Annotated in this window: 1 protein-coding gene; it reads right to left on the bottom strand. The window is 70.6% G+C overall.

The genetic code is table 11. The features are described 5' to 3' along the window. Positions 1 to 5,196, bottom strand: a 5,196-nt coding sequence (locus A5697_RS13950; RefSeq protein WP_156673297.1) for a non-ribosomal peptide synthetase, incomplete at both ends; no start/stop codon positions are given.

The following is a 5,196-nucleotide window of genomic DNA, read 5'->3' as shown; positions in this document are numbered from 1 at the left end:
GCGCCGGCCCCGCCGAACGGGCACGCGACGAACCGCGTCGCCGACAACCCCGACCGGCCCACATACCCGTAGGCCAGACCGCGCCCGGCCACATACAGCTCGCCGACCACACCCTCGGGCACCGGACGCAACCACCCGTCCAGAACGAAGAAGCCCAGATGCGCCAGCGGCAGCCCGATCGGGCTGGCGTTGCTGTCGACGTCGCCGTCGACGATCTCGCGGAACGAGGCGTGCACCGTGGTCTCGGTGATGCCATACATATTGATCAACCGCGGCAGACCCGGGTGGTTGTGCAACCACTTGCCCAGCCGATGCGGCTCGAGCGCCTCGCCACCGAACACCACCGTCTGCAGCTTGAGCTGTTGGCCGAGCTCGGGCGCCAGCGAATCGGCGGTCTGCAGCGCGTAGAACGCCGACGGCGTCTGGCTGAGCACACTGACCTGTTCGCGAACCAGCATGGCGTGCAACTCTTCCGGCGAACGCACGACGTTGTCGGGCACCATCACCAGCCGGCCGCCGTACAACAGCGACCCGAAGATCTCCCACACCGAGAAGTCGAACGCCAGCGAGTGGCACTGCGTCCACACCTGGCCCAACGCCAGTTGCGCGTCCAGCGACTCCAACAGCTGGGTGACGTTGCGGTGCGGCACCGCCACGCCCTTCGGGGTACCGGTGGTGCCGGACGTATAGATGATGTAGGCGATGTTGTCCGCGGACGGTGCTGGGAGCCCGTCGCTGGGTTGGGTAGCGATGGCGGGGTCGTCGAATTCGATGATGTCCAGGCCCGACCCGTCCAGCCGCGACCGCACCTCCGCGGTGGTGATGGCCGCGATCGGCGCGGCGTCGCCGAGCACGAACTCGATCCGCGCCGCCGGCACCGCCGGGTCGACCGGCAGGTAGGCCGCCCCGGTCTTGAGCACCGCCAGAATCGCCACCACGGCCTCCGCCCTCCGGGGGAACAGCACCGCGACGCGCTCCCCCGGGCCGGCACCGCGGCTCATCAGCAGGTGCGCCAGCCGGTTGGCGGACTCCTCGACCTCGCCATACGACCACGAACGGTCGCCGTCGGTGATGGCCACCGCCTCCGGGGCGCGGGCCGCCTGGGCGGCGAACAACTCGGGGATCGAGGCCAGCTTCGGCGCCGACTCGGCCAGCACCGCCCGGTTGCCCCACTCGTCGAGCCGGCCGTGCTCGGCGGCGTCGAGCAGGTCGATCGAGGACACGCGGCGGGAGGGATCGGCGGTCATGGCGACCATCACCTGCCGCAACCGCTCGATCAGGGCGTCGATGTCGGCGGCGCTGAACACCTCGGTGTCGAATTCGACGCGGAGGCTCAGTTCGTGGCCCGGTGAGGCCACCACCGACAGCGGGTAGTGGTTGTACTCCCGGCTGCTGAAGTCGGTGACGGCCAGTTCGTGGACGCCCAACAGCGCGCCCGCGTCGATCGGATAGTTCTCGTAGAGGAAAAGGGTGTCGAACAACTGGTCGTGACCGGTGACGCGGTGGATCTCGGGCAGCGCCAGGTGCTCGTAATCGACGGTGTCGTTGTGCAGGCGTTGCAGCTGGTCGAGCAGCTCGGCGACGGTGGTGGTCGCGGTGACGGTCGCGCGCACCGGCACCGTGTTGATCAGCAGGCCGACCATCGCGTCCGCGCCGGCCAATTCGTGCGGGCGCCCCGAGACCGCGGTGCCGAAGGCCACATCGTGCTGCCCGGTCAGCCATGTCAGCAGTTGCGTCCACGCGCCCTGCAGCACGGTGCTGATGGTGGTGCGGCACGAGCGCGCCAACTCGCCGAGCGCCTTTGTGGTTTCGGCGGACACGTGGAACGCGGCGACGCCGCGCCGCCCGACCTGTCCGAGGGGGCCGACGAGGGTGGGGGTCTCGAAGCCGGCCAGCGCCTGCGCCCACGCCGCTTGCGCGGCGGCGCGATCCTGGTTGGTCAGCCAGGTGACGAAGCTGCGGTACGACGGGGCGGCGGGCAGCCGCTCCCCGTAGTAGCTCGCGAAGATCTCCTGCAGCAGGACGGGCAGCGACCAGCCATCCACCACGATGTGATGAATGGTCAGCACGAACCGGTGCCGGTCGGGTGCCGTGCGGATCAGCGCGGCCCGGAACGACGGCTTCTCGGCGAGGTCGCACACCGCGGCGCGCTCGTCGGCGGCCAGCCGCTCGACCTGCTCGTCGACATCGCCGGCGTCCAGCTCGACGTATCGCCACGCCATCTGTGGATCGGCCGGGATGACCTGGACCGGCTCGCCAAAATCTTCGGAGAAGCGGGCGACCAGGTTGGGGTGCCGCTTGACCGCGGTGTGCACCGCCTCGCGCAGGCGCGCCGCGTCGAGGGCACCGCTGACGGTGATCCCGAGCTGCACCGCATACAGGTCGTCCATGTCCTGGGCGAAGGCGGTGTGGAAGAGCAGTCCCTGCTGCACCGGGGTGAGCGGCAGCACGTCGGCGACGGCGCCTTGCCGGCACAGCTCGTCGATCTGTTGCTGGCTGAGTTGCGCGGGCGCAAGGTCCGACGGGGTCAACCCGCCGCCGCCGGCGTTGACGTGCGCGCAGATCCCGGTCAGCGCCTCAAACCACAACTGGCTCAACCGGTTAACGCGCTCGTGGTCCAGCGCGGACGGGGCCCACGTCCAGTTGGCCTGCAGGTGCGGGCCGGCCTCGGTGTCCATCGTGCCCGCGTTGACCTCTACCGTGTGCGCCAGCGGCATCGGCACGGCGGTGGCCACGGCCGCAACGGCCAAGCTGTCGTGGCTGACCCGCCACAGGTCGTCGGAGAGGTCGGCGCCCGCGCCGAGCCGCCCCAGGTAGTTGAACCCGATCACCGGGTCCGCCCCGTCCAGGTCCACCTCGGCGTTCAGGTAACGCAGCAGGCCGTAGGTCAGGCCGTCGGGCAGGGCGCGCAGCTGTTCCTTGGCGTCCTTGATCACCGCACCCAGCGCGGGGTCGCCGGCCACCACCTGCGACCAGCTCAGCCGGCGGCTCTTGAGCGCCACCGGGTACTTGGTGGTGAACCAGCCGACGGTGCGCGACAGGTCCACCCGCGGAGCCAGTTCTTCCTGGCGCCCGTGGCCCTCCACGTCGATGGCGATCGGCGCCGCACCCGTACCCAGGAACTCCGCGAACGCCAGCCCGAAGGCGATCAACAAGATGTCGCCCACGCCAGCGTGGAACGCGGCAGGCACCTCGCCGAGCAGCAGCCGGGTCGTGTCGACGTCCAGCGACACGGAGAGCTGGCCCGCGGTCACATAGGTATCGGCATCGGGTTGCACCGCAGGCAGCGCCGCCGGGGTGGCCGCCACCTGTCGCCACTCGTCCGCCCGGGCCACCACGTCGGGGCGCTGGGCGTACTCCTCGAGCAGCGACGACCACCGGGCGAACGACGTCCCCGGCGCGAGAAGGGATATCGGCTGCCCGTTGTGATGCTGGGCCCAGGCGATGTTGAAGTCTTCCAACAGGATTCGCCACGACACCCCGTCGACGGCGAGGTGGTGGATGATCAACGCCAGCTGGCCCGTGGGCTCGGCCCACGCCGCGCTGACCATCACCCCGGCGGCCGGGTTCAACCGCGACCGGGCCTCCGCCAGCGTCTCTTCGGACAGTGTCTCGACGGCGTGCACACAGGCGCGCGCGTCCACCGCACCGACCTCGGGCACGTGCAGCGACCAGCCGCCCGCACCGTCGTCGTCGGCGCGCAGCCGCAGCGCGGCGTGGCGATCCAGCAGGGCCTGCAGCACCGCCACCACGTCGTCCTCGGTCGCCCCGGCCGGGGCCTGCACCACCATGGTCTGGTTGAACTGCTCGATCGGACCCTCGATGCTGTGCAGCCACCGCATGATCGGGGTGGCCACCACCGGGCCGACGCCGTCGTCGGCGACGCCGCCCGCGCCGTCGGCCGCCACCTCGGCCACCCGGGCCAGCCGGGCCACCGACTGCTCGACGAACACGTCGCGCGGCCGGAACAGGATCCCCGCCGCACGGGCGCGGGCCACCACCTGCATCGACAGAATGCTGTCGCCGCCGAGGTCGAAGAACGAGGCGTCCACCCCGACCCGCTCCAGCCCCAGCACCTGGGCGTAGATGTCGGCGAGGATCTCCTCGACCGCGTCGCCGGGGGCGCGGTATTCCGCGGTGGCGTATTCGGGCGCAGGCAGGGCGCGCTTGTCGAGTTTGCCGTTGCCCGTCAGGGGCAGGGCCTCGAGCACCACCACCGCGGCGGGCACCATGTACGGCGGCAGGCGGTCGGCCAGCGTGGCCCGGATCGCAACCGGATCGGCCGTCCCGGTGATGTATCCGACCAGGCGCTTGTCGCCGGGGCGGTCCTCGCGCGCGATCACGGCCGCGTTTTCCACCCCGTCGAGGCTCTTGAGCACCGATTGGATTTCACCGAGCTCGATGCGGTAGCCGCGGATCTTGACCTGCTCGTCGGAGCGGCCGAAGTACTGCAGCTGCCCGTCCTCGCCCCAGCTGACCAGGTCGCCGGTGCGATACATCCGCGCCCCCGGGCCGCCGAAGGGGTTGGCCACGAACCGGGACGCCGTCAAGCCCGCGCGGCGCACGTATCCGCAGCCGACACCGCGGCCCGCCAGGTACAGCTCACCGACCACGCCGGCGGGCACCGGCTGCAACCACTTGTCGAGCACGAACATGGCCGCACCGGAGATCGGTGAACCGATCGGCACCACACCGGATCCGGGGGTCAGCGGCTTGCTGATCGACGCGCACACCGTGGTTTCCGTCGGACCGTAGGCGTCGAGCATCACCCGCCCGGGCGCCGCCCACCGATCCACCACATCGGCCGGGCAGGCTTCACCGGCCACCACCAGGGCGGTGGACTCCAGGCCCTCCGCGGGCAACATCGCGACCGAGGACGGGGTCTGGGTGAGCACGCTGACCTTTTCCGCGGCCAGCAGGTCGTGAAGCTCTTCTGGCGAGCCCGCCACCGACTCGGGCACCACCAGCAGGCGCCTGCCCCGCAGCAGGGCGCCGAAGATCTCCCACACCGAGAAGTCGAAGGCCGCGGAATGGCATTGCGTCCATACCTGCCCCTTCGGCAGGCCGGCGTCGAGCGACTCGATCAGCCACGTGACGTTGAGATGAGGAATGGCAACGCCTTTGGGGGTTCCGGTGGTTCCGGAGGTGTAGATGATGTAGGCGATGTTCTCCGGGGCCGGCGCGGGCAGCGCGGTG

Origin of the sequence: Mycobacterium sp. E3251, from assembly GCF_001666835.1 — a bacterium.
Classification (GTDB): Bacteria; Actinomycetota; Actinomycetes; order Mycobacteriales; family Mycobacteriaceae; genus Mycobacterium.
This window is presented reverse-complemented; position numbering and strand designations above follow the sequence as displayed.